The organism is Bacillus sp. RC240, from assembly GCF_044907945.1.
GTDB classification, from domain to species: Bacteria; Bacillota; Bacilli; order Bacillales; family Bacillaceae_G; genus Bacillus_A; species Bacillus_A mycoides.
Genome location: NZ_JBIYCT010000001.1, coordinates 66,755 through 89,626 on the forward strand (window position 1 = coordinate 66,755; position 22,872 = coordinate 89,626).

The 22,872-nt window shown below is 35.6% G+C and carries 22 protein-coding genes; 16 read left to right on the top strand and 6 right to left on the bottom strand.

Features of this window, described 5'->3' with window-relative positions:
- Window positions 1-11: 11 nt before the first annotated feature.
- Entirely contained in the window at window positions 12-920 is a 909-nt protein-coding gene (locus ABH955_RS00330) for an EamA family transporter (protein ID WP_002033502.1), read from the bottom strand.
- 487 nt (window positions 921-1,407) lie between these two features.
- On the opposite strand from ABH955_RS00330, the gene ccdA reads away from it, so the two are divergent.
- Both ccdA and ABH955_RS00340 read left to right on the top strand, forming a co-directional pair.
- Window positions 1,408-2,115: a cytochrome c-type biogenesis protein CcdA gene (gene ccdA, locus ABH955_RS00335; protein ID WP_001152684.1), complete on the top strand. Its 708-nt coding sequence runs from the start codon at window positions 1,408-1,410 to the stop codon at window positions 2,113-2,115.
- A gap of 90 nt (window positions 2,116-2,205) precedes the next feature.
- Window positions 2,206-2,712, top strand: a complete 507-nt coding sequence (locus ABH955_RS00340) for a CcdC family protein (RefSeq protein WP_002014224.1) — start codon at window positions 2,206-2,208, stop codon at window positions 2,710-2,712.
- 555 nt (window positions 2,713-3,267) lie between these two features.
- On the opposite strand, the gene ABH955_RS00345 is transcribed toward ABH955_RS00340, so the two are convergent.
- Together ABH955_RS00345 and ABH955_RS00350 are read right to left on the bottom strand one after the other, a co-directional pair.
- Complete coding sequence (locus ABH955_RS00345; RefSeq protein ID WP_002165260.1) at window positions 3,268-3,699, bottom strand: DUF2621 domain-containing protein; 432 nt, start codon at window positions 3,697-3,699, stop codon at window positions 3,268-3,270.
- Between the two features lie 103 nt (window positions 3,700-3,802).
- The gene (locus tag ABH955_RS00350; RefSeq protein ID WP_002014228.1) at window positions 3,803-4,099 is read right to left on the bottom strand and encodes a hypothetical protein; all 297 of its coding nucleotides are present in this window, start codon (window positions 4,097-4,099) and stop codon (window positions 3,803-3,805) included.
- Window positions 4,100-4,353: 254 nt separating this feature from the next.
- Between ABH955_RS00350 and ABH955_RS00355 the strand changes: the two genes are divergently transcribed.
- Window positions 4,354-4,929 (top strand): AAA family ATPase, encoded by a 576-nt coding sequence (locus ABH955_RS00355; RefSeq protein WP_002137753.1) that lies wholly within the window; start codon window positions 4,354-4,356, stop codon window positions 4,927-4,929.
- Window positions 4,926-5,498 carry a DJ-1/PfpI family protein gene (locus tag ABH955_RS00360; RefSeq protein ID WP_002137752.1) on the top strand — a complete coding sequence of 191 codons (573 nt, stop codon included), beginning with the start codon at window positions 4,926-4,928 and terminating at the stop codon, window positions 5,496-5,498. The genes ABH955_RS00355 and ABH955_RS00360 overlap by 4 nt, the downstream gene beginning before the upstream one ends.
- Before the next feature lie 13 nt (window positions 5,499-5,511).
- On the opposite strand, the gene ABH955_RS00365 is transcribed toward ABH955_RS00360, so the two are convergent.
- Window positions 5,512-6,459, bottom strand: coding sequence for a class I SAM-dependent methyltransferase (locus tag ABH955_RS00365; RefSeq protein WP_404443945.1), 948 nt, complete (start codon window positions 6,457-6,459; stop codon window positions 5,512-5,514).
- A 202-nt stretch (window positions 6,460-6,661) separates the two neighbouring features.
- On the opposite strand from ABH955_RS00365, the gene hutP reads away from it, so the two are divergent.
- From hutP to ABH955_RS00420, 11 genes are all read left to right on the top strand, one after another.
- Window positions 6,662-7,102, top strand: coding sequence for a histidine utilization transcription antiterminator HutP (gene hutP / locus ABH955_RS00370; RefSeq protein ID WP_000926519.1), 441 nt, complete (start codon window positions 6,662-6,664; stop codon window positions 7,100-7,102).
- 102 nt (window positions 7,103-7,204) lie between these two features.
- Entirely contained in the window at window positions 7,205-8,722 is a 1,518-nt protein-coding gene (gene hutH, locus ABH955_RS00375; protein ID WP_063219752.1) for a histidine ammonia-lyase, read from the top strand.
- Between the two features lie 23 nt (window positions 8,723-8,745).
- A complete protein-coding gene (hutU, locus tag ABH955_RS00380; RefSeq protein ID WP_404443950.1) occupies window positions 8,746-10,404 on the top strand; it encodes a urocanate hydratase in 1,659 nt (552 codons plus the stop codon).
- A gap of 12 nt (window positions 10,405-10,416) precedes the next feature.
- On the top strand, window positions 10,417-11,688 hold the full coding sequence (gene hutI, locus ABH955_RS00385; RefSeq protein ID WP_404456547.1) for an imidazolonepropionase: 1,272 nt from the start codon (window positions 10,417-10,419) through the stop codon (window positions 11,686-11,688).
- Complete coding sequence (gene hutG / locus ABH955_RS00390; RefSeq protein WP_404443953.1) at window positions 11,667-12,638, top strand: formimidoylglutamase; 972 nt, start codon at window positions 11,667-11,669, stop codon at window positions 12,636-12,638. The genes hutI and hutG overlap by 22 nt, the downstream gene beginning before the upstream one ends.
- Before the next feature lie 291 nt (window positions 12,639-12,929).
- Complete coding sequence (locus ABH955_RS00395) at window positions 12,930-13,391, top strand: CarD family transcriptional regulator (RefSeq protein WP_170935206.1); 462 nt, start codon at window positions 12,930-12,932, stop codon at window positions 13,389-13,391.
- Window positions 13,392-13,992: 601 nt separating this feature from the next.
- Complete coding sequence (locus ABH955_RS00400) at window positions 13,993-15,120, top strand: alkene reductase (protein ID WP_404456549.1); 1,128 nt, start codon at window positions 13,993-13,995, stop codon at window positions 15,118-15,120.
- 71 nt (window positions 15,121-15,191) lie between these two features.
- Window positions 15,192-16,766 (top strand): FMN-binding glutamate synthase family protein, encoded by a 1,575-nt coding sequence (locus ABH955_RS00405; RefSeq protein WP_002185146.1) that lies wholly within the window; start codon window positions 15,192-15,194, stop codon window positions 16,764-16,766.
- A gap of 483 nt (window positions 16,767-17,249) precedes the next feature.
- Window positions 17,250-18,188, top strand: a complete 939-nt coding sequence (locus ABH955_RS00410) for a ring-cleaving dioxygenase (RefSeq protein ID WP_404490791.1) — start codon at window positions 17,250-17,252, stop codon at window positions 18,186-18,188.
- Between the two features lie 27 nt (window positions 18,189-18,215).
- Window positions 18,216-18,830: an alpha/beta hydrolase gene (locus tag ABH955_RS00415; RefSeq protein ID WP_404491020.1), complete on the top strand. Its 615-nt coding sequence runs from the start codon at window positions 18,216-18,218 to the stop codon at window positions 18,828-18,830.
- A 137-nt stretch (window positions 18,831-18,967) separates the two neighbouring features.
- Window positions 18,968-19,762 carry a phosphotransferase gene (locus tag ABH955_RS00420; RefSeq protein WP_219303316.1) on the top strand — a complete coding sequence of 265 codons (795 nt, stop codon included), beginning with the start codon at window positions 18,968-18,970 and terminating at the stop codon, window positions 19,760-19,762.
- A 114-nt stretch (window positions 19,763-19,876) separates the two neighbouring features.
- Here ABH955_RS00420 and ABH955_RS00425 read toward each other — a convergent pair whose 3' ends face one another.
- Entirely contained in the window at window positions 19,877-21,409 is a 1,533-nt protein-coding gene (locus tag ABH955_RS00425; RefSeq protein WP_098167683.1) for a BA3702 family sensor histidine kinase, read from the bottom strand.
- 236 nt (window positions 21,410-21,645) lie between these two features.
- On the opposite strand from ABH955_RS00425, the gene ABH955_RS00430 reads away from it, so the two are divergent.
- Window positions 21,646-22,017, top strand: coding sequence for a VOC family protein (locus ABH955_RS00430; protein ID WP_002087825.1), 372 nt, complete (start codon window positions 21,646-21,648; stop codon window positions 22,015-22,017).
- Window positions 22,018-22,037: 20 nt separating this feature from the next.
- Here ABH955_RS00430 and ABH955_RS00435 read toward each other — a convergent pair whose 3' ends face one another.
- On the bottom strand, window positions 22,038-22,847 hold the full coding sequence (locus ABH955_RS00435; protein ID WP_000251329.1) for a YitT family protein: 810 nt from the start codon (window positions 22,845-22,847) through the stop codon (window positions 22,038-22,040).
- Window positions 22,848-22,872 lie beyond the last annotated feature (25 nt).

Sequence of the window (22,872 nt, forward strand, 5' to 3'; positions counted from 1 at the left end):
CCTCTCTCGTTTTATGCTGCAACTTTTTTATGAGTATGCTGTTTTTTATAACGTCCACGCATTGCGTATGCAATTTGCGGAATTGCGATACCGATTAAAATAAGTGATACACCGATCCATTGTGACGATAGTACAGCTTCTTTTAAAACGAATACAGACATAATTGTTGTAACTGGCAGTTCTGCTGCACCAAGAATAGTTGCTAAGCCAGAACCGATTTTTGGAATGCCAATTGTAAAGGCAATGGACGGAATAACGATACTAAATATTCCTAATCCTAAGCCGTATTTCCAAAGGCCTTGAGAGATCGCCCCGTTAAAAATAAATGTTGGCGGGAATACGATCATGACTAAAGTTAAAGCGCCAGCCATTAAAAGGACACCGCGTGTTAATGAAGGTACTTCAACGGCAACTTTCCCACTTACGAAAATGTATGTTGCAAATGTAACAGCAGATAATAAACCTAAAATGATTCCAGTCGTATCGAAATCACCAGCTGATGTTTCTAATAACCCACTTGATAAAAATGTACCTGCAAGTAAGAAGATTACTGAAATAACTTTTTCTCTGGAAGGTAATGTTTTTGTTGCGACTGCTTCAATGATAATCCCAACCCAAACGAACTGGAATAAAAGTATAATTGCAATAGAAGCTGGTACAGTTTTTAAAGAAGCGTAATAAAAAATTCCAGTAAAACTTGCAGACGTTCCTGCGACGAATAAAATTAACATTTGTTTTAGTGGAACACGATGTCTAGAAAATAGAAGTGTAATAGCAAGTAAAATAATCCAACCGAACAAATACTGGCTACCAATTACCTCTCCAAGTGAAAACCCTTCTGCATATGCAAGTTTAACAAAAATAGCTAAAACCCCATAACTACACGCTCCTAATAAAACTAAAAGAGAATAACGAAGCATGAAAAATTCCTCCCATCTATATGAACTTGTTCCGTAACGGACATATATAACTAGATGGAAGTATACAAAATTAAAAATGAAGGGTCAAATGAAAGAAAAGTGCAAAATTTTATAGAATAATAATAAAAGTATGATATTTATGCATAATCTTGAAATTAATAATAATTAAAGTATTGTAAAATCAGCTTTATGTTGTATAAAGACAGCATTTGAAAAAAAATTTTAAGGCCAATAGGTGTGAAGTCAATTGTAATGTGCTAATCATTTGAGAAACTGTGGAACCTTTGTTATGTTAGTAACAATTAGAAAGAGTTTCATAATTCAATTGAGATTTTTCTATATAATAGAAGGGAATGAAAACGTTTTATTAGAAAGTGTGTGAAAGGGTAGTTTTTCTTATTGTCATGTTGGAAAAGTGAATTCATGAAATGTCCATAGTATTTTCAATTGTTTTTGCTACAATATTGAAGAGGAGAGGAGTGGAATAATGCAAGATATTAGTATTTTTTTAGCGTTTGGAGCTGGGTTCTTATCGTTTATATCCCCATGTTGCTTACCGCTTTATCCGGCATTTTTATCATACATAACAGGTATGTCGGTTTCTGAATTGAAAGAAGAAAATGCAATGCTTCGCAAAAGAAGTATGATACATACAGCGTTTTTCTTACTTGGTTTTTCAATTATTTTTATTGCAATTGGATTTGGTACAAGTTTTATTGGAGGCATCTTTACAAATTATAAAGATTTAATTAGACAGTTAGGTGGTATATTTATCATCGTGTTCGGTCTTATTATTGTCGGTGTGTTTAAACCGAAGTTTTTAATGCAAGACCGTAAATTTACGTTTAAAAATCGTCCGAGTGGTTATTTTGGTTCAGTTTTAATTGGATTGGCATTTGCTGCTGGATGGACACCTTGTACTGGGCCTATATTAGTGTCTGTAATTGGATTAGCTGCAACAAATCCAGAATCGGCAATGATTTATATGATTGCTTACATACTTGGATTTGCTATCCCGTTTTTCGTACTTTCATTCTTTATTACGAAAATGTCTTGGATTAAAAGAAATAGTATGAAATTCATGAAGATTGGAGGATACGTTATGATTGTCATGGGTATCTTCCTATATTTTAACTGGATGACGAAAATTATCGTATATTTCTCAAGTTTATTTGGTGGTTTTACCGGTTTTTAGTATTATTCTGTGAAAATGTTGGAAATACTAACGGAAAAGCATATAATAAAATTATATTTTGCATATAGCCACAAAAAAGGATGAGAAAATATGAACATAGTTCTGTTATCAAGTATCGTTGCTGTTTGTATGGCTGTCGGTGCGATGTTTATTCGTTTAAAAGCAGCTAAGAAACCTGCAACATTGAAAAAAATTATACTTCCCCCATTTTTTATGAGCACGGGAGCGTTGATGTTTGTTTTTCCTGAATTTCGATTAACTCCAGCAGAAATGTTAGAAGCAATTGGCGTCGGTTTGTTTTTCTCTATTTTTCTTATTAAAACATCTAAATTTGAAATTAGAGGACAAGAGATTTATTTGAAGCGTTCAAAAGCATTTGTTTTTATACTAATTGGATTACTTGTCGTGCGGATTGTATTTAAAACATACTTAAGCCAGTCTCTTGATTTAGGACAACTTAGTGGCATGTTCTTCTTACTTGCGTTTGCAATGATCGTTTCATGGAGAATTGCAATGTACCGTTCCTTTACGAAATTACAGAAGGAAATGGAAAAAGAAGATGGTTTTTATAATGAAAAAGATATGAAGTTAACGTAAAGAGTGTTATATGTATAAAGAAACAACGTCTGATTAGACGTTGTTTTTTGTTAATCACTGAAAGGTAACTTCCTCAATTCTAGTTGTGATGTATAAATTGTCGACCATCGAAGAAGCAATTTAAGTTTGACGTTACGAATGGACCGATATAAGGAATACTATTTGGTTTGAAGTTTTATCATCGGTAATTGGTGGCTAAGTTAGATTAGGTTGGATCGTATAGGAGACGTTCCTTCATTAACAATTACTCCACTTGATGGTACTGATACAACATGAAAGTGGAGTAATTGTTAATGACGAAATTTCGCTTAGCTTAAGTGTCTTGAGCCGAATCTAATATTGCAAATATAAATGCAACAGGATCAATTGCTGCGAATACAACATATACCTCTGTAAATATTACAGGTACTGGTGATACGATTTATACGAGTGCTGTAGGGTTACAGATAGATTTAGCGAAAGCGAGATTAATTGCTACAAAATCAGTAACTGTAAGTTGAGCTTATAAAAAAGATTGCTATAAAATAGCAATCTTTTTTATAAGGAATAATGGGCTTACTTTGCAAGTAAAGTTTTATAGTTAGAATAATCAATCTCTTTTTCTTGTAGTTTCTTAATTAAAAATTTATGATCGCGCTTCGGTGTGGCAACGATATATCCTTGTATGATTAAATCTTGTGTAATTTTTGGAGCGTTTTCCTTTATTGCAAGTTCCCCAATTTTACCGGCAATTTTTGATTTGGCAACATCACGAAATAGTTCAGGAACGGGACTTACTAGTTCTTCTAACAATTGTTTTTGTTCGTCAGCCCATAAATGTCTCGTTTTATTTATGTAATGCTCTTCCCAATCTAAAATGGACATACCGTCTTCTTTCGGTAATCGTTTTAAAAATTTTCTGAACATAAAGTATCCACCGATAGACATAAGTCCTAATAAAATAACAGTCCATAATACAATAAACCAACTGAACCATCCTTCGAGCAAGTGTATCCCCCCTTAATGATTGCGGTTTTCTTTTATTCATATTATAAACAGTGAGATTCATAGAAAGCAAGAACGCTTGGTCAATTTGACCAAGCGTTGTAGTTTAAACGAAGTATAGTTGTTCAACACATAAAATATCATTGTCATTTTCTACATATTCAATGATGAGTGTGCCAACTTTACGATCTTTATCTTCAGTTGTGAAAATAGAGTAAGAAGTAAAACGTGCTGTTGATAGGCCGCTTATATGTGTAGGTAAAGGAATGTAGTCGTTATCGCGGAAGAATTCCATTAGTTCAATATCTTCAAATTCTTTTCGGTCAACTTGTTTGTTTGTATAGCGGCGTTGAAGTTGTTTTAAAGATGCATTCCAAGAAATTGCTTTTGTGTCGTATACCATTGTTCTATCTCCTTACTGTATGTAATTATTAAGAACATACGTTCTAATCTAGTATACTCTTTTTATAAGAAAAGGGAAAGCAAAAAATAATGTAAGCTTGGATTTCCAAGCTTACATTATTGATGCGTCCGTCATAATCTCTATTTTTTATTATAAGTTAGATAAGAATAAGAAACAAGATGATATATATCTTGTTGATAGTTTTCAAAATTCTGTTTATTATTTATGTATTACAGTACAAGGGAATGAGAGAGATGACATACGTAATTTCACTCCAAGGACCGATGGCAAGTGGAAAAACAACATTGGCCAAAAGCTTAGAGCGATGTGGGCTTTCAGTTATATATGAAAACCCTTATCCAATTGTAGAAAAGCGGAAAGAATTAAATTTGGATATTTACACAAAAGAGGGGTTTATTACAAATCAAAAAATGTTTATTGAAGCAAAAATAAAAGAGTTTCAAAATGTGAAATCAGTCATGATTTTTGACCGCGGACCAGAAGATATTGAATTTTATACACTCTTTTATCCGAAGATGATAGGGAAAGAGTGGGATATAGAAACAGAATTAAAAGATGAATTGTATAAATTAAGAGAATGCCGTTCGGATGCAATTTTTTATTTAGATGTTTCGAAAGAGAGTTTGTATGATAGGAGAAATAATGATAGGACAAGAAATCGAAGTACATTTGAGGAACAATTTAAATTAGTAGAAGTTGAAAAAGAATGGTATAAACAATTTCCCGTAACTTATGTGGACACTAATATATTATCAGTGGACGAATTAGAGGCATATTTTATAGGGTGGCTAAGGGAGAAAAGGCTATGAAAAAAATATTATTATTCGTATACCCGACATTTGCAGAGTTTGAAATAACGGTAGCAACAGCATTGCTGAAAAAGAAATATGAAATCATTACAGCGGGTTTAACAAAAGAAATGATTATAAGTGAAACAGGCTTACAAGTACAGCCGCATATAGAATTAAGTGAAGTGCGTGTAGAAGAATATGAGGGGATTATCATTCCGGGCGGAGATGAAATACATATGAAAGAGGCGAAACCGCTTTTTTCAGTTATTCGTCAATTTTCTGAGCAAGGAAAATTAGTGGCAGCGATTTGTGCTGGACCGTATGCGTTAGCAAGAGCAGGTTTATTTAAAGAAATCTCTTATACAGTGACTATAGATTATCAAAAATTAGATTGTTTTCCAGTAGAAAATTTTGTGTATACAGAAGTTGTACAGCACGCAAATATTATTACAGCACAAGGACATGCATTTGTGCCATTTGGACTAGCGATTGCCTCCTATTTTGGAGTAGTGAATGAACATAATACAAATTTTTATAGTGGAAAGGGCAATATAATGATGGAGAATCTTTTACCGGAAAACGTGTAAAAGCTAGCGAATGCTAGCTCTTTTCTTTTTTACATCGATAAATCACTAACGTTTTCGGATCGCGCCATATACCGTTGTGAAGTGATAGATCATTTTCTATTTCTTCTTTTAGCCATTCCTTCATTTCGGTGTGAAGGGACATATTATCAGGTATATTCAGCGACGGGAACATGCTAGAAATATAGTTAACGATTGGAGTGGCATGATGAAAAACGAGTGCATTATGAATAATTGTTTCTTCAACAGTTGAAAAAATAGATTGTAGTATCTCTTTACCATTTTCTAAACAAAATGGAGCTACAGCTGGTGATGTTTTCGGTAAGTCAAATGCGTCTAGCATACTGTTACACATTTCAACTATACGAGGCATTGAAACTTTAGAATTTGTTGTAGCTAAAAGGGCGCCACCGGGACAAATTACTTTATGGAATCCTTGAATTGTTTTTTCGACATCTTTCATGTGGTATAACATATGCCTTGCGATTATCAGGTCATAACAATTAGCTTCGAAAGGAAGTTTACTAGCATCACCGAGTTTCCATTCAATCGTATTATTCGTTATAGCGGCTTCAGAAATCATGGTTTTCGATTGATCAAAGCCGGTTAACTGGCCTTTATGACCATTAGTTTGCAAAAGGGAAAGAAATTTTCCGTTAGCACACCCGACCTCTAATATTTTTTCTTCCCCTTGGAGTTGTAAATGTTCAATGACGACTTCATCTACATTCACTTGTTTTTCTTCGTAATGTTTATGCGTATCGATACGTGTTTGTAAATGGTCACTAACGTTGTATTGACGTTTTACATCATTCATTTTTTCACATTCCACCTTTATGCAAAATTGCTGAATCGCATGTGTTAATACGTCTGTTTTATTTAAACCTTCGTAATGGAGTACGTCTTCAAACCTTGTAAGTAATTTTTCTTCAATTCGAAAATGAATATCTTTTCGCTTCGCCACTGAAATTTCGCCCCTTTGTATCTGTTAGTGAGACTATAGCACGTCTGAAAAAAATCTGTAAATAAATTGTGTACACAAGTACAAGTATGAGAGGGATAAAAAATTGCTTGAATAATATTTTAAACTATTGACGATTTAACCGTTTTCATATATTCTTAAATTAAGTAATATTCAAATAATTCAAAAGAAATGAGAGAGTCACATGCTTCTTCAAGGAACACATCGAATTGGTCGTATGGCCATGCTGTTGGCACTTGCGGATGAGAATGAAAGTCCCGTATTATCTATTCCGAAAGGTTGGAAATATTGTACTGGGAAAGTTGGTTCTATGAATTCGCAAAAAGTAGTAGCAGCAATGGAAACAGCGGCTAAGAGCAACCGAGTTATTGAAACAGATGTTTACAGAGAAACACATGCACTTTATCATGCAATTATGGAAGCTTTGTACGGAGTGACGAGAGGTCAAATTCAGTTAGCAGACGTTCTTCGTACAGTAGGACTTCGCTTTGCGATTGTGCGCGGTACACCATACGACGGAAAAAAAGAAGGCGAATGGGTTGCTGTTGCGCTTTATGGAACGATTGGTGCACCTGTAAAAGGATCTGAGCATGAGGCGATTGGTTTAGGAATTAATCACATATGATTTGCCCATAGTCTATTAGTTAGAAGGGGGCCTTATTTTTTAGGACAGGAGTCTGTCTTAAAAAGATAAGGTCCCCTTTTGCCTTTATAAGGAGGAAAAAGAATGATTACGCTAACAGGACACACATTGACAGTTGAAGAAATGAAGAGGTTGTTACTTGAAGGTGAAGGTGTAACAGCTTGTCCAAATAGTATGCAACAGGTAGCAGAGTGCCGCGAAGTAGTTGAGAAAATCGTAGAGGACGGAAAAGTCGTTTACGGTATTACAACTGGATTTGGAAAGTTTAGTGATGTGCTTATTCAAAAAGATGATGTAAAAGCACTTCAGCACAACTTAATTCAGTCACATGCGTGCGGAATAGGCGATCCATTCCCTGAAGAAGTATCACGCGGTATGTTGATTTTACGAGCTAATACGATGTTAAAAGGAGTATCGGGTGTTAGACCACTTGTTGTAAACATGCTTCTTGAGTTTGTAAATCGTAAAATTCATCCAGTCGTTCCGCAACAAGGATCACTTGGTGCGAGTGGCGATTTAGCACCTTTATCTCATCTTGCTCTCGTTTTATTAGGTGAAGGTGAAGTGTTCTACAAAGGAAAACGAGTTCATGCGATGGTTGCTCTTACAGAAGAAGGACTTGAACCTATTGAACTTGAAGCAAAAGAAGGTCTTGCGTTAATCAATGGTACGCAGGCAATGACAGCGCAAGGGGTTCTTTCTTATATAGAAGCTGAAGCAAGTGCTTATCAATCAGAATTAATTGCATCGATGACAATGGAAGGATTACGCGGCATTATTGATGCATTCGATGAAAATGTTCATAAAGCGCGTGGTTATAAAGAGCAAGTCGAAGTGGCAAGCAGAATTCGTGATATTCTTCATGATAGTAAACTTGTGACAAAACAAGGAGAACTTCGTGTACAAGATGCATATTCACTTCGTTGTATCCCGCAAGTTCACGGTGCTTCTTGGCAAGTTTTAAATTATGTGAAAGAAAAATTAGAAATTGAAATGAATGCAGCAACAGATAATCCACTTATTTTTGATGGCGGTGAAAAAGTAATCTCTGGTGGTAATTTCCACGGACAACCAATTGCATTTGCAATGGACTTCTTAAAAGTAGGGATGGCGGAGCTTGCAAATATTTCAGAGCGCCGTATTGAACGCCTAGTAAATCCGCAATTAAATGACTTACCACCATTTTTAAGTCCAGAACCAGGACTTCAATCAGGTGCCATGATTATGCAATATGCAGCGGCTTCACTCGTTTCAGAAAATAAAACGTTAGCTCATCCAGCGAGTGTAGATTCAATTCCGTCTTCAGCTAACCAAGAAGATCACGTAAGTATGGGAACAATCGCTTCACGTCATGCGCATCAAATTATTCAAAATGCAAGACGCGTTCTTGCAATTGAGATGATCTGTGCGATGCAAGCAGCAGAATATCGCGGAATTGAAAACATGAGTACAGTTACAAAAACGTTCTATCATCAAGGTCGTCAGCAAGTGCCATCTATTACAAATGACCGTATATTCTCAACGGATATTGAAAATATCGCGCATTGGTTAAAAACGAATTATTCAATAAAGGAAAGATTGGATGTAAATGCAGCACTATAAAACGAGAAAAGGGAGAGATTGAAATGGAAAAAGTACAACAAACAATTCGTGCGGCAAGAGGTACTGAGTTACAAACGAAAGGATGGGTTCAAGAAGCTGCACTTCGAATGTTAATGAACAATTTAGACCCTGAAGTAGCTGAAAAACCAGAAGAATTAGTTGTATACGGCGGAATTGGCCGTGCAGCTCGTAACTGGGAAAGCTACCATGCAATTGTTGATTCATTAAAAACGTTAGAAAACGATGAAACGTTACTTGTTCAATCAGGAAAACCAGTTGCAATTTTTAAATCACATGAAGATGCGCCTCGCGTTCTTTTAGCGAACTCAAACTTAGTACCGAAGTGGGCGAACTGGGATCACTTCCGTGAATTAGAGAAAAAAGGTCTTATGATGTACGGACAAATGACAGCGGGTAGCTGGATTTACATTGGGACACAAGGGATTTTACAAGGAACATATGAAACATTTGGTGAAGCGGCACGTCAACATTTCGAGGGTTCATTAAAAGGTACTGTAACGATTACTGCTGGTTTAGGTGGCATGGGTGGCGCACAACCGCTTGCTGTAACGATGAACGGCGGTGTTGTAATTGCTATTGATGTAGATAAGCGTAGTATCGATCGTCGTATTGAAAAGAGATATTGTGATAAGTATACAGAATCATTAGAAGAAGCGTTAACTATTGCAAACGAATATAAAGAGAAGAAAGAGCCTATTTCAATTGGATTATTAGGTAATGCAGCAGAAATTTTACCTGAGTTAGTAAACCGTAATATTATCCCTGACTTAGTTACGGATCAAACTTCTGCCCATGATCCATTAAACGGTTATATTCCAGTAGGTTACACAGTAGAAGAAGCAGCGAAGCTTCGTGAAGAAGATCCAGAACGTTACGTACAATTATCAAAAGAAAGTATGAAAAAACATGTAGAAGCAATGCTTGCAATGCAAGAAAAAGGCGCGATTACATTTGATTACGGAAATAACATTCGCCAAGTTGCTTTCGATGAAGGATTAAAAAATGCTTTCGATTTCCCGGGATTCGTTCCAGCATTTATCCGTCCATTATTCTGTGAAGGAAAAGGACCATTCCGCTGGGTAGCACTTTCTGGTGATCCAGAAGATATTTATAAAACAGACGAAGTTATTTTACGCGAGTTCGCGGATAATGAGCATTTATGTAATTGGATTCGTATGGCACGTCAGCAAGTTGAGTTCCAAGGTCTTCCATCACGTATTTGTTGGCTTGGTTATGGCGAGCGTGCAAAATTTGGCCGCATTATTAATGAAATGGTGGCTAATGGTGAATTATCAGCACCGATCGTTATCGGCCGTGACCATTTAGATTGTGGATCAGTAGCATCTCCAAACCGTGAAACAGAATCTATGAAAGACGGTAGTGATGCAGTAGCAGACTGGCCAATTTTAAATGCATTAATTAACAGTGTAAACGGTGCAAGCTGGGTGTCTGTTCATCACGGTGGAGGCGTTGGTATGGGTTATTCACTTCACGCTGGAATGGTTATCGTTGCAGATGGAACAGAAGCAGCGGCAAAACGTATTGAACGCGTATTAACTTCTGACCCTGGTATGGGTGTTGTTCGTCACGTTGATGCTGGCTATGACTTAGCGGTTCAAACTGCGAAAGAAAAAGGCGTTAACATCCCAATGATGAAATAAGGAGGCAGAAACATGCTGGACACTTTACTAATAAATATCGGTCAATTACTAACAATGGATCAAGAAGATGGCTTGTTAAGACGGGAAGCGATGAATACGCTTCCTGTTATTGAAAATGGTGCGGTTGGAATTGAAAATGGTGTAATTACTTTTGTTGGAACAGCGGAAGAAGCTAAAGGATTACAAGCGAAAGAGGTTATTGATTGCGGCGGGAAAATGGTGTCTCCTGGTCTTGTTGATCCGCATACTCATCTTGTATTTGGTGGATCTCGTGAAAATGAAATCGCGCTAAAACTACAAGGAGTTCCGTACTTGGAAATTTTAGAACAAGGTGGAGGTATTCTTTCAACTGTAAATGCAACGAAACAAGCGTCGAAAGAAGAACTTGTTCAAAAAGCTAAATTCCATTTAGACCGTATGCTATCTTTCGGAGTTACAACTGTAGAAGCGAAGAGTGGTTACGGATTGGATGATGAGACAGAATGGAAACAATTAGAGGCAACTGCACAATTACAAAAAGAGCATCCAATTGATTTAGTTTCAACATTTTTAGGTGCTCATGCAGTTCCGAAAGAGTATAAAGGAAGATCGAAAGAATTTTTACAATGGATGCTAGATCTATTACCAGAAATGAAAGAGAAGCAATTAGCTGAGTTCGTTGATATTTTCTGTGAAACAGGTGTGTTCTCTGTAGAAGAATCAAAAGAATTTTTATTAAAAGCGAAAGAGCTTGGCTTTGATGTGAAAATTCATGCAGATGAAATCGACCCTCTTGGTGGTGCGGAAGCAGCGGCTGAAATTGGTGCAGCATCAGCGGACCATTTAGTTGGCGCTTCTGACAAAGGAATTGAAATGCTTGCGAATTCTAATACAGTAGCAACTTTATTACCAGGAACAACTTTCTATTTAAATAAAGAAAGCTTCGCACGCGGCCGCAAAATGATTGATGAAGGTGTTGCAGTTGCTTTAGCTACAGATTTTAACCCAGGTAGCTGTCCAACTGAAAACATTCAGCTTATTATGAGCATTGCGATGCTGAAACTGAAAATGACACCAGAAGAAGTTTGGAATGCGGTAACAGTGAACTCATCTTATGCCATTAATCGAGGCGATGTAGTTGGGAAAATTAGAGTTGGTCGTAAGGCGGATTTAGTTTTATGGGATGCTTATAATTACGCTTACGTACCGTACCATTACGGCGTAAGTCATGTAAATACAGTATGGAAGAATGGGAATATCGCATATACAAGAGGTGAACAATCGTGGAGCACGGCCACTATTTAAAGAAAAATGCAAAGTTTATCGATCGGGAAGTGACGAAATGGAGCGAAATGATTAAAGATTGGGAGGAAGGCGTAGAAATATTCGGTGCTGCCTTAATTGGAGCACCCCTTTCTAAACCATCTATTAGTCATTCAGGAGCATGTTTTGCACCAAAAACAATTCGTTCAATGTTGGATGCATATAGCACGTACGCAATTACAGAAGAACACGATATGAAAGAAAGTGTTCTTCATGATTGTGGTGATATTACGATGCATGTGACAGATATAAAAGAGAGTCATAACCGAATTGCGAAAACAGTTGGTCACTTGACGAAAGTAAATCCGAAAATGATACCAATCGTTCTTGGTGGTGACCACTCGATTAGTTTTCCGAGTATAACTGGTTTTGCAAATAGTAAAGGGAAGGTCGGTATTATTCAATTTGATGCCCATCATGATTTACGTAATTTAGATGATGGTGGTCCATCAAATGGTACACCGTTCCGTAGTTTGCTAGAAAATGATGTGATTACAGGAAAACAACTCGTTCAAATTGGGATTCGTAATTTTTCAAATGCACGAGCGTACCATGAATATGCAAAAGAGCATGGCGTGACAGTGTATACAATGAAAGATGTAAGAGAGCGAAAAATAAAAGATCTTATTTCAGAAAGTATTGAAGTATTAAGAAAACAAGATGTGACTTCTATTTATATTTCTCTTGATATGGACGTACTAGACCAAGCGTTTGCGCCAGGCTGTCCAGCAATTGGCCCTGGTGGGATGGATAGTACAACTTTACTTGATGCAATTGAATTCCTTGGTAAAGAGCCACTCGTTCGAGGGATGGATATAGTAGAAATTGATCCAACTCTTGATTTTAGGGATATGACGAGTAGAGTAGCTGCGCAAGTGATTATGAGTTTTCTTTTAGCGCGAGAAACGATTAGTAAACAGGTTAGTATATAAGCGAAGGATCGTGTGTGAAGTTTTGAAGCAACCGTTTTTGTCATTATATAAAAATACATCGCTACTTATATGTAGTGATGTGTTTTTTTGTTTTACAAGGTATATAAAATTGGAGAAAATGGGTGTAGAAATGTAACAAAATCGCGGGTTTTTTAGTGTTTCTGTACAGCTTGAATTTTTATGTGTAAATAAATTGACATAGAAAATAATTTTGTGATATTATAAAAATTTTGCTAAAAAAATAAATGTGTGTTAAGATTGAGAAGGTTACCATATATGGAGGTGGATTATTTGTTTCAAATTGGCGATAACATCGTTTATCCAATGCACGGAGCAGGTATAATTAAAGCCATAGAAGAAAAGGAAATCTCAGGAGAAAAAAGACAGTATTATGTTATAAAAATGTCGGCTAGTAATATGGAAGTAATGATTCCTATGGGGAAAATATTGAGTTCAAATATACGACCAGTTACAGATATAAAGGCATTAACAAACATAATAGATATTTTTCAGCATGGGGAATCAGATAGATTACTTACGTGGAAACAAAGGTATAAATTGAACACTGATAAAATAAAAACGGGTAAAATACAAGAAGGTGCTGAAGTTGTACGTGATTTATTACGTATGCAGAAAGAAAAAGCACTTAATGCAAGCGAAAAGAAAATGTTAGATAACGCACATGAATTTTTGATTAGTGAGCTGGGATTAATTGAAGGTATCACAGAAAATCAAATAAAAAGCTTTTGTTAAGATTCATTGTAGATAATGTATTACATCCCAAAAAAGATCTTGAATTTTTTGGGAATATAATTATAGAAAATCAATCATTTCAAAGACATTCAACTCTTTCAAACCACTTTTAGAGCATTAACCTCTTTTGTTATTACTACAATTTAATCCATTTTTATTTTTTAATTTCTTTTACGAATGTTCGAAGTTTAATTAAATAACTCGATAAAATAGTTACTTGATTTTTGCAATCCTGATTCACACTGGCACGGACGAGGAGCCGTAAGGATGAAAGAGAGGTAGGGCTTTCATTGTTTTAGGTATATAAGTTATTATTTTTAGAAGAATACTGAACCACTCCCACTTCTATTGTTAAGAGATTTTCCATATGTGAGGAGATAATAATTGTTTATTTTCTTTATTTAAAAGAGATAAACGAATTGTTAGCCTTATATGGTCAACTAAAAAAGGTTTCCTACTTAGGAAACCTTTTTAATTTTTGTTTTTATCATTCTATTTGTTTAATATTCGAATCTTTAATGGTAAAGACGTATAAATTGACGTTACTATCTAAAAGTAAGTATGATGCGATTATAGTTAGATTTTTTTAGGGGGAAGAAAAATGACAAGTTCAAATAATAAAGCGGCAAGTATTTATGAAGGAACAAATATAAACGCTTGGGGGTCTTTTGAAAATATTGAAGAAACGAAGTTATTTCATCCGATTCAAATTGGATCTTGGTCTCTTCGTAATCGCATAGCGATGGCACCGATGACGAGATGTTTTGCAAATAATGAGACTGGAGTCGTTGGTGCTGACGTAGTCGAATATTACCGAAAACGTGCTGCTGATGGGATTGGATTAATTATTACAGAAGGAATTGTCATTAGCCCGAGAGCAAAAGGGAATCCAGGAGTACCAGGTATTTATACACAAGCGCAAGTCGATTCTTGGAAACCTGTTACAGAGGCAGTACATAAAGAAGGCGGAACGATTATTGCTCAAATATGGCATGTTGGACGTATGAGTCATCACGAAATAATTGGTGATCAAGTGCCGCAAGCACCTTCTGCTATTGCTGCGGAGGGGAATGTTCCGCGTTTTCGTAAACCATTTGATACACCAGAAGCAATGACAATAGAAGAAATAAAAGAAGTTATCGGTCAATATGCACAAGCCGCAAAGAATGCGATAGAAGCTGGATTTGATGGTGTAGAAATTCACGGTGCACACGGATATTTAATTGACCAATTTACTTATGAATTTGCGAATAAGCGTACTGATAAATACGGCGGTGACTTAAAACAAAGGTTAACGTTTATGAAAGAAGTTGTTCAGGCTGTAATTGAAGCAGTTGGAGCTGATAAAACGCTTCTTCGCTTCTCTGCCTTTAAAGGTGATAATCCTACTTATATGTGGGAACATCCTGAACTTGCAATTGAAACGTTTGTAAATATGTTTAAAGAAGTTGGATTAACGATGATTCACCCTTCAACGATGAATTATACGCAAGTTATTGCTGACGGCAAGAATTTTCATCAATTAGTAAGAAAGTATTGGGATAGTACTATCGTAGGAGTAGGTAATTTGAATCCGAAAGAGGCAGAAGAAGCACTGCAAGAAGGAACAATTGATGTAGCGGCGTTCGGAAGACCATTAATCGCTAATCCAGATTTTGTTCAGCGAATTAAAAATGCTGAAAGTTTGGTTGAATATGACGCGAAAGAGCATCTTGCTACGTTAGTGTGAATAAGGATAAAAAGAGAACACATGGAGTGTTCTCTTTTTATTATGGAATTTTATATATAGGGGGAAGCGGAATGAGTGAAGCGCTACTCATTATTATTAGTATATTGCTCTTTTTGATGCTACTTTTAATTGTCTTTTTTATCATTACATTTTTTATTAAAAAACGGACGCATCATTCTATATTAAAACTGCATCCATACTTAGGTAGAATGCGCTATTTGCTCGAAAAAATAGGCCCGGAATTTCGGCAATATTGGTTTGATCATGATACTGACGGAAAGCCCTTTTCGCGCTATGATTTTCAAAGTGTTATGTTTCTAGCAAAATACCGTTCTGAAATACTTGGTTTTGGATCAAAACGAGATTTTGAGGAATCTGGCTATTATATTGCTAATACATTATTCCCCACATTAACAGATGAATTAAGTGTGAATCTCACGCAAGAACGTGAGGGGAAAAAATATATGATTCATAAAGAAGGGTTATTTTCAAGAAGAGAAAAATTGACAGCGGATACAACAAATCTTTGGTTGTATGAAGAAGATGATGCAATTATAGTCGGCGAAAATCGTAAATATCCATGGAAACTGTATGGGATGTTTGGAGCGTCAGCGACATCTTACGGTGCGATTGGAGAAAATTATATTTTATCAGCTGGGTTTGGTGCAAAAATGGCAGGTGGTTCGTGGATTAATACTGGGGAAGGGGGTGTCATTCCAGAACATTTACATACGGGTGCAAATATCATTGCCCAAATTGGTCCGGGATTATTTGGATACCGTGACGAGGACGGGAATTTTTCGATGAAGGAATTTATGGAGAAGGCGAAAGAAAGTAATATTAAAGCGTTTGAATTGAAATTTGGGCAAGGAGCAAAAATACGTGGTGGTCATTTAGAAGGACAGAAGGTAAATGAGAAAATCGCTTCCGTTCGGAAAGTACGAGAAGGAGAAACGATTAATTCGCCAAATCGTTTTTCATTTATTAGTAGTGCCGCAGAGGCTTTATATTTTATTCAAGATTTACAAGAAAACGGTGGTAAACCAGTGGGTATGAAAATTGTAATTGGTCAACAGAAGCCTTTGGAAGATTTATTAAAAGCAATGAAAGAATTAAACATCTATCCAGATTTTATTACAATCGACGGTTCAGAAGGTGGATCAGGGGCAACATATAAATCGATGGCAGATAGTATGGGGCTTCCGCTTATACCGGCACTACTTACATTTATTGATACAGCAAATCATTACGGTGTCAGGGATAAATTAAAGGTGTTTGCCTCCGGGAAATTAATCACGCCAGATAAAGTAGCGATTGCTTTAGCTATCGGTGCAGATGCCGTAAATTCAGCACGTGGATTCATGATGGCAAGTGGTTGTATTATGGCACTTCAATGTAATTCAGGGCAATGCCCATCGGGGGTTGCAACTACGAATCCACACTACCAAAAAGCATTAGATCCGTATGAGAAAAAATGGCGAGTAATGAACTATGTTATTAGTATGAGATATAGTTTGTTTTCATTAGCGGCAGCAGCAGGGGTAAAGAGCCCACGCCACTTAACGAGAGAGCATATTGTGTTTAAAGATGAGATGGGGAAAGTAGTTCCACTTTCGGAATTGTTTCCTTCCGTAATTGGGAAGTAAATATCTAGCTGAACAAAAAAATCAAAAAAGTCATACATTTGTATGGCTTTTTTGGTTATGGGAAAAGTAGAAATTTATTACATGAATGTTCCCGCTTTTCGGTTGCTCTTTTTCAAACAAATTATTTGATGGAGATGAGTTGTCAGAATATTGTTTTTGATGAAAAAATGAAATGATATCCGCATTGACAATAAAAACTAATTAGACTATAATAAATCTCGAATTCAAGATATTTTTTGAAGGATAGTCAAAATCATAAAATCAATATTTAAAATATAATCATAAGAACTGTAGTTTTTTTGTAAAATATCTCGAATCCGAGATATTTTTTGAACTAAATGAAATGTGTTAGTTTTTTAGAGAAATACCTCAATTTTGAAAAAGATAGTATTGCGGATTGAACTTTATCATATGGACAAAATGAATAATGAATTTTAGCGAATAAACGTTTTTTGTAATGAAATAAAAAAAGGGGTGGAGAAAGTGGAAAAGAAAACGATGGGAATTCATCACATTACAGCAATCGTAGGTCACCCACAAGAAAATGTAGATTTTTATGCAGGTGTATTAGGATTGCGTTTAGTAAAACAAACAGTGAATTTTGATGATCCAGGTACGTATCATCTTTACTTTGGTAATGTAGGAGGAAAGCCTGGAACAATTATTACGTTTTTCCCATGGGCAGGTGCTCGTCAAGGTATTATTGGGGACGGTCAAGTAGGCATTACGTCTTATGTCGTACCAAAAGGCACAATGGAGTTTTGGGAAAATAGATTAGAAAAATTCGACGTACCGTATACAAAAATGACTCGGTTTGGAGAACAGTATATAGAATTTGATGATCCACATGGTTTGCATATAGAATTAGTTGAAAGAGAAGAGGGCGAATTAAATAATTGGACTTTTGGGGAAGTTACGCCAGAAGTAGCAATTAAAGGATTTGGCGGTGCTGTTCTTTTATCTGCACAACCTCAAAAAACTGCTGAATTGCTAGAGCGTGTTATGGGTCTTGAGAAAGTAGGAGAAGAGGGAGAGTTTATGCGGTTCCATTCTTCTGCTGATATTGGAAATATTATCGATTTGAGATTATCAACAATTGGACGTGGGCAAATGGGTGTTGGTACAGTTCATCATATTGCTTGGAGAGCGAATGATGATGCTGATCAATTAGACTGGAAAGAGCATGTGTCTCGCTTTGGATATGGTGTAACCCCTGTACAAGATCGAAACTATTTTAACGCAATTTATTTTAGAGAACACGGCGAAATCTTATTTGAAATTGCAACAGACCCTCCTGGTTTTGCCCATGACGAATCTTTAGAGACGATGGGTGAGGAGTTAAAATTACCGGATCGATATGAACAACATAGAAAACAAATTGAACAGACACTCTTACCATTTGAAGTGAGAAATCTAGATTAAAGTGATTGAAAGGGGAAAAGGAATATGATGAAACATGTTTTTCAAAAAGGAAAAGATACGTCAAAACCAGTGTTGTTATTGCTTCATGGTACAGGAGGAAATGAATTAGATTTATTACCGCTTGCAGAAAGAATTGATCGGGAAGCTTCTGTATTAAGTGTTCGTGGAAATGTATTAGAAAATGGGATGCCTCGTTTCTTCCGCCGATTAGCAGAAGGTATTTTTGATGAAGAGGATCTTGTTCTCCGTACGAAGGAATTAAATGAATTTTTAAATGAAGCAGCAAAAACATATGAATTTGATAGAGATAATATCGTAGCTGTTGGGTATTCAAATGGAGCAAATATTGCGGCGAGCTTATTATTCCATTACAAAAATGCATTAAAAGGTGCAGTCCTTCATCACCCCATGGTGCCTAGAAGAGGAATAGAATTACCTAATTTAGCAGAGAAATTCGTATTTATCGCTGCTGGAACAAATGATCCAATTTGTTCACCTTCTGAGTCAGAGGAATTGAAGATGCTATTAGAAAATGTAGATGCTAATGTAACAATGCATTGGGAAAATAGAGGACATCAATTAACGATGAATGAAGTAGAGAAGGCAACAGAATGGTATGAAAACATATTTTCACATGTATAAATAGTAGACTAAATCGAGTGTAAAATCATAAAGATTTTATACTCGATTTTTTTGTTGCAATTTAAGGGGTTAAAAGAGAATAGGAAAGTTATGTTAAAATATAAAGAAAATGTAGAATAATGGAGGGGAAGTATTAGATGTCAAACTACGAAAAGGAAGAAATGCTAACGGGAGGGAATGTCTCAAACGTATATCGTTCGGAAGATACTGTTCGACGAGAATTAAAGCAAGGCAGTACCAAAATTCATAAGCTATTAAATCATTTGGAAAACAAAGGTTTTAGTTATGCACCAAAGTTTTTAGGTATTGATGATAAAGATAGAGAGATATTATCATTTATTGAAGGAGAAGCTGGTAATTATCCTTTAAAAAAGTATATGTGGTCTAATGATGTTTTAAAAGAAATAGCGAAGATGCTCCGTCTTTATCATGATGCTGTGAGTGATTTCCCGTTATCAGATGATTGGAAACCGATGGATAATACTCCAAATAAAATAGAGGTTGTATGCCATAATGATTTTGCAATATACAACATTATTTTTAATAACGAAAAGCCAGTAGGTATTATCGATTTTGATGTTGCTGGTCCTGGACCAAGACTTTGGGACATAGCCTATACTCTTTACACTTGTGTCCCATTAAGTAGAGTTTATTATAAGGAAACAGGTGAGGCAGTTTATTATAGTTCATTACAGCATGCAGACCGAATAAAGCAAAGAGTTAAATTGTTTTTTGAGTCCTATAAAAGTGATGGCATCGCCGAGGATTATTTGGAGATGGTACTTCTACGATTAGAAGGATTATGTAAATACATGAAAAGAAAAGCACTAGAAGGCGATATGAACTTCCAAAAGATGATAGATGAAGGGCATCTTGAACATTATGAAAATGATATTCAGTTTATTCGTAAACATGGAAAAGAGTGGATTTAATAAAATAAATCGTATACAAAAATAAAGCTCAGAGTCATATAGGGACTTTGAGCTTTTTAGTGTAGATGTTTTCCACAATAACTGAACTACTTATAATATCTTGTAGATGTATAGTTAAGAGTTTGTTACAGGATGAGCTGTAGCAATCGGTAATTGGATATCGACAGTTGTTCCTATGTTTAATTCACTGGAAATGAATAATTTCCCGTGATGCTCTTGAATGATTTTATAGCACATCATTAAGCCAAGGCCAGTTCCTTTTTCTTTCAAGCTATAAAAAGGTTCGCCAAGACGAGCCATGCGCTCTTCAGGAATCCCACAACCTTCATCCATAATGCGTATTGAAACAAAATCATTTTCTAACGAAGTTGTTTGAATGAAAATGTTACCACCATCAGGCATCGCCTCGATTGCATTTTTTAATATGTTAATCAAAACTTGTTTTAATTGATTACTGTCACATTGAATGTCAGAAATATAATCGAAATGATCCATGATGATATGAACGCTATGCATAATTGCTGTTGGTAAAATAAAAGTTACAACTTCTTCAATTAATGTTTGTACGTTGCATGTATGAATAGATAACACTTGTGGTTTAGACATCGCCATAAATTGGCTTGTTATAGATTCCATTTGTGAAATTTCACTCAACATAACGTCCACATACCATTTATTTTCCTCATTTATTTCTGGATGTAATAACGTTAAAAATCCTTTTAATGAAGTGAGCGGGTTTCTAATTTCATGGGCAATTCCAGCTGTCAGTTGTCCTACTACTGCAAGTTTTTCGGATTTCCGTAATAACTTTTCAGTTTCTTTTAGTTCGGTAACGTCTCTTCCCATCACTATAAGACCTTTGCGTGAGCCATCAGGATGGAAGAGTGGGACTTTTGAAATGCTTAAAACTAGGTCGAAATCATTTCTATGTATAATAAATTCCTCTCCGTGAAGAATTTGTCCTTTTTGCCATGTTAGTTCATCGACTTCTTCACAATGCAAAAAAGATTCGCGGTATGCTTCGTTATATTGAATGAGTTCATTATCTCTTTTTCCATGATAAGGAACGTTATGGAAATTGAAACAAGAAAGCGCATAGTCATTCGCTTCAAGCCAGCGTCCTTCATGATCCTTAAAAATAACAAATGCAGGCATTGAATTCATTAATGTGCGTAATCGTTTCTCACTCTCTTGTAATGCTTTCTCAATTCTTTCTGATTTTTCAAGGGGTTTCATAATGGCGTATACACCTGTTAAACGGTTTTTAACAAAAATAGGAACTAATTTTGTTACGACATCTAGTAAATATCCGTCTTTATGATAAATAGAGACAATATACTCTTTTTGATTGTCAGCTGCAGCATTTTTTATGTATTGTAGCACTTGATCAGAAATATGTGCTTCTAAAATAGAAGTGATTGTTTTCCGCTCTAATTCGTTAGAAGTATAACCTAATATTCTTTCCGCAGAGGGGTTAATATGTAAAATAACTCCTTCTAAATTCAATGAAATAATACTATCAGGGTTATGTTCAAAAAGAGATGCATACATTTCTGCTAAAGAACGATTTTGTATATGGTTTCGCAAGCGCTCCGATACGTTTGGGTGACGCTTTTTTTGAGTAGATGAATGTTTTTTACGACTCATAATATTTCCTCCGTACAACTAGCATCTAAAAAAGATGAATCTAGTACTAACTATAATATAGGTGCAATGTGTATTTCTATAAAAAATGGAAATTATATAATAAATTTTCTTTTTTATTTTTAGTGGAAGGTAAAAAAAGGTAGTAATAAGAGAATCTTATATTGCTTTATTAATATTTTCTAAGTTACATGAATGTATTTTCGTTATAACATTAGAATAGAAGAGGGGGAAGGAATATGAAAAATTATATTCAAGGAATTGATCATGTACAAGTAGCGGCGCCAGTAGGATGTGAAGAAGAAGCACGAGAATTTTATGGTAATAAAATTGGTATGGAGGAAATTCCAAAGCCGGAGGAATTAAAGAAGCGTGGTGGGTGTTGGTTTAAGTGTGGAAATCAAGAGATTCATATCGGAGTTGAGCAAAACTTTAATCCAGCTAAAAAAGCGCATCCAGCTTTTTATGTTTTGAAAATTAATGAATTTAAACAAGGGTTAATAAAGCAAGGTATTGAAGTAATAGATGATCATGCGCGACCAGATGTAATCAGATTTTACGTGTCAGATCCGTTTGGAAATCGAATTGAATTTATGGAAAATAAAAACTAGGTGGAGATCCATCTAGTTTTTTACACTTTTCTAAACAATCCTAATACTTCAACAGTCTCCGTAATATTAACGAATGCATGAGGATCAATTTCCGAAATCGTTAGTTTCATACTTGCTAATTCTTCACGTGAAACGACTGTCATAAGTACACGTTTTTTCTCGTTTGAATAAGCACCTTCACCATCAAGTAACGTAATTCCACGTACTACAGTTGAAAGAAGCTTTTTTTTCATTTCTTCCGCTTGATTTGTTACAATCATAAGTGTAACTTTACGATGTTTCGTATGAACGGCATCAATTACTTTACCAGTTACATAAATTGAAAGTAAGCTTGTAAGGGCAACATCCCAAGTGAAGAAAAATCCTGCAATGACAACAACAACAGTATTTAATGCAATAAGGAATCCACCAAGTTTAATATCTCGCTTACGAGATAACAACATACCGATAATATCAAATCCACCAGTCGAACCATGGCAGTTAAAGACAAGACCGATACCAGCTCCGGCGATGACACCGCCAAATACAGATGATAAAAGTGGATCTGTTGCTACGACTTTTACTGGAACATAGTATAATGCAACAGATAATACAATTACAGAAACAACCGTGTTAAAAATTACTTTTTTTCCAAGACCTATGTATCCTAAAATAAGGATAGGTAAGTTCAATACAAAGTTAATAATACCTGTGTTTACAGGGGTTACAATCCCTAAAATAATAGCAATTCCGCCAATTCCACTACTTAAAATTTTATGGGGGATAAGGAAAAGATTAAAGGCAATTGCGATAATAATAGAACCAAAAATAACACCAAGAAATCTGACCATCTCTTTCCCGTCCTTCACTAAATAA